Origin of the sequence: Paenibacillus sp. HGF5 (genome assembly GCF_000204455.1) — a bacterium.
Classification (GTDB): domain Bacteria; phylum Bacillota; class Bacilli; order Paenibacillales; family Paenibacillaceae; genus Paenibacillus_AQ; species Paenibacillus_AQ lautus_A.
The window spans coordinates 1-2,811 of the sequence record NZ_AEXS01000109.1 but is presented as its reverse complement, the minus strand read 5'-3'; the positions used below and the strand labels follow the sequence as shown (position 1 = coordinate 2,811).

The following is a 2,811-nucleotide window of genomic DNA, read 5'->3' as shown; positions in this document are numbered from 1 at the left end:
GTCCGGCGAGCCGCTCTTCAGTTCTACGGACAAATACGACGCCGGCTGCGGATGGCCAAGCTTCACCCGTCCGATTCGCGAATACAACATCAAGGAAAAAATGGATCTCACCCACATGATGGTCCGCACCGAGGTACGAAGCAAAAAAGGCGACTCTCACCTCGGCCATGTGTTCGACGACGGACCCGGACCGAACGGGCTCCGTTACTGCATCAATTCCGCTGCGCTCCGGTTTGTGCCGAAGGAAGAGATGCAGAAGGAAGGCTACGGCGAGTATTTGCAGCTGTTCGAATAAATCCAAGTTTCCAAGTGCATTGCCCTTGAAGGGGCAATGCACTTTTTATGGGGTGCGGTTGAACCCGTTTATTCAATTTGGTTGCACGGGGTAATATACAGTACATGCAATGAACAGTTGAATTGGAGGGAGCGTACCATGCCTTGGAGCAAAAATGATTATCCGCCATCCATGAAAAATCTGGAGCCGCGGGTGAGGAATAAAGCCGTGGAAATTGCCAATGCCTTGCTGGAGGAGGACTACGACGAGGGACGTGCCATCGCCATCGCCACCGCCAAGGCACAGGAGTGGGACGAGAACCACCCCAAGGACGAGAAGTAAAGCGTATAAAGCACATGAAAGAAGCTCACCCTACCATGCGGGTGAGCTTCTCTTATTGGGACCGCATTATGAACGGCCGCTAACGGTATGCTGCGCTGTTTTCGGAGTAACCGGAGTGCTTGGGGCACGGACCGCCTTCCGAACCGGTTTCTTTTCCGCTTTCTCGGTACCGTACGTCACTGTGATAGTGATCACTTGCCCGGCAATCGATACGGCTAATATAGTATATAAGGTTTCAACCAATGGCATATAGAATAGCGATAATAGCAGTACTACGGCATCCATCAGGAAAAACACCGTCCCTACCTTAAGCCCGCTCCACTCGCTGAACAGCACGGAGATTACGTCGTCGCCGCCTGTCGCCCCGCCATAGCGGAGCACGATGCCGGCTCCAAAGCCCGTCAATAATCCGGACAGCAGCGCGGCTGCCAGCAAGTTATGATTCAGATCGATAACCAGCGTTGAATACCGCTCGATCAATGCGTAGAACAAGGTAAACATGCTCGCCGCAACAACGGTATTGAATATGAATTTCCGACCCTTGATGAACAAGGCAATCAGCAGTACCGGTATGTCCATAAGGACCATACTCAATGCTGGCGGAATATCAAGCGCATATTTGCCAAGCAGCGCAAGGCCGACAAAGCCGCCTTCGGTCAAATGATTGTGAAAATTAATGTGATAATACGTAAAAGCCATTAAAAACGTTCCGAACAACATCGCCGACATGGTGATAAATGTGTTTTGTCTTTTCCTCATACAGGATCCCTCTTGTCGTAGTAGATTGGTCAGACATAGGCCAATCTCTACCTTGAGGCAACCTGGAGGAGTTCATCCTTCGAACCATAGTTCCCATCCTTTCGTAGAGACCGTCCTTGTCTTCAGACGTCCGACTTCGCTCTACAAAGGAAGCTATGTGTATGAGAGATCATAACGTTTCCAAATCGTCCTTTGGGGATTCGTCCTTCGGGGACACATGGTATCCTGATCCTTTCTCGTTTTAGTTAGAGTGCTAACATTATTATAACACAGTTGGCATACAAGCTAAACAGCTTACTAGAATGAATTGGAATCTCTATATGGAATATGTAAAAAATCCAGCTTTAAGAACCTCCTTCGCGTAAAAATGTTGTTCACATATTCGCTAAATCCGATGTGATCTAAATCACAAGAGCTGCTCCATCGCCTGTCTATACTTAAAGGGAACACCAACTCGACTAAGGTATCATATGAATCAAGGGGGAGTCTGCATGTTAAGCCAACGTACGATCGAGGTCGTTAAATCGACCGTGCCGGTTCTGGAAACCCACGGCACGGCAATCACAAGCGCATTTTATCAAAAATTGTTTCATCATCATCCGGAACTTCTTAACATATTCAACCATGCGAATCAAAGGGAAGGAAAACAGCCCTTTGCCCTAGCCAATGCCGTATACGCAGCTGCGGCCCATATCGACCGTCTTGAAGCCATCGTCCCGGTTGTTAAACAAATCGGACACAAGCACCGGGCATTAAACATCTTGCCGGAACACTATCCGATCGTCGGCGAAACGCTGCTCGGCGCCATGAAGGATGTGCTTGGCGATGCCGCAACGCCCGAAATTATCGAGGCTTGGGCCGAAGCTTATGGCGTCATTGCCGATGTCTTTATCGGCATCGAGGCGGATATGTACCAGCAAGCCGCAAACAAAGCCGGCGGCTGGAGCGGATACCGTAATTTCGTCATTGACCGGAAGGTGGAGGAAAGCTCCGTCATTACTTCCTTTTATCTGGTACCGCAGGACGGCGGGGAAATTTCCGATTATCTACCCGGCCAATACATCACGCTCCGGGTAAAACCTGAGGGCGAAGCCTATTATCATAATCGTCATTACAGCCTCTCTTCCGCACCCGGACATCCTTACTACAGAATTACGGTGAAACGCGAAGACGAGCTGGATGGAAAGCCTGCCGGCATCGTCTCCAACTGGCTGCACCGTCATGCAGAGGTCGGGACCGTTCTCGAGGTCACGGCTCCGGCCGGTACCTTTACGCTGGATACGGACTCCGATCTTCCGCTTGCCTTGATCAGCGGCGGCGTCGGTTTGACTCCGATGGTGGCTATGCTGGAATCCGTGCTGCTGAATCAGCCTGACCGGAAAGTAACCTTTATCCATGCGGCGAAATGCGGCAGTCAGCATGCAATGAAGCTGCAT

Annotated in this window: 4 protein-coding genes; 3 read left to right on the top strand and 1 reads right to left on the bottom strand. The window is 50.5% G+C overall.

From position 1 onward, the window contains the following. Together msrB and HMPREF9412_RS17210 are read left to right on the top strand one after the other, a co-directional pair. Positions 1-295 (top strand): peptide-methionine (R)-S-oxide reductase MsrB (msrB, locus tag HMPREF9412_RS17215; protein ID WP_009592919.1); only part of this gene is annotated, 295 nt, incomplete at its 5' end. A 138-nt stretch (positions 296-433) separates the two neighbouring features. Further along, positions 434-616, top strand: coding sequence for a hypothetical protein (locus HMPREF9412_RS17210; protein ID WP_009592922.1), 183 nt, complete (start codon positions 434-436; stop codon positions 614-616). Between the two features lie 66 nt (positions 617-682). Here the strand turns inward: HMPREF9412_RS17210 and HMPREF9412_RS17205 are convergent, their stop codons facing one another. Then, positions 683-1,375, bottom strand: coding sequence for a YitT family protein (locus HMPREF9412_RS17205; RefSeq protein ID WP_009592920.1), 693 nt, complete (start codon positions 1,373-1,375; stop codon positions 683-685). A 491-nt stretch (positions 1,376-1,866) separates the two neighbouring features. Between HMPREF9412_RS17205 and hmpA the strand changes: the two genes are divergently transcribed. After that, positions 1,867-2,811 (top strand): NO-inducible flavohemoprotein (gene hmpA / locus HMPREF9412_RS17200; RefSeq protein ID WP_009592921.1); only part of this gene is annotated, 945 nt, incomplete at its 3' end.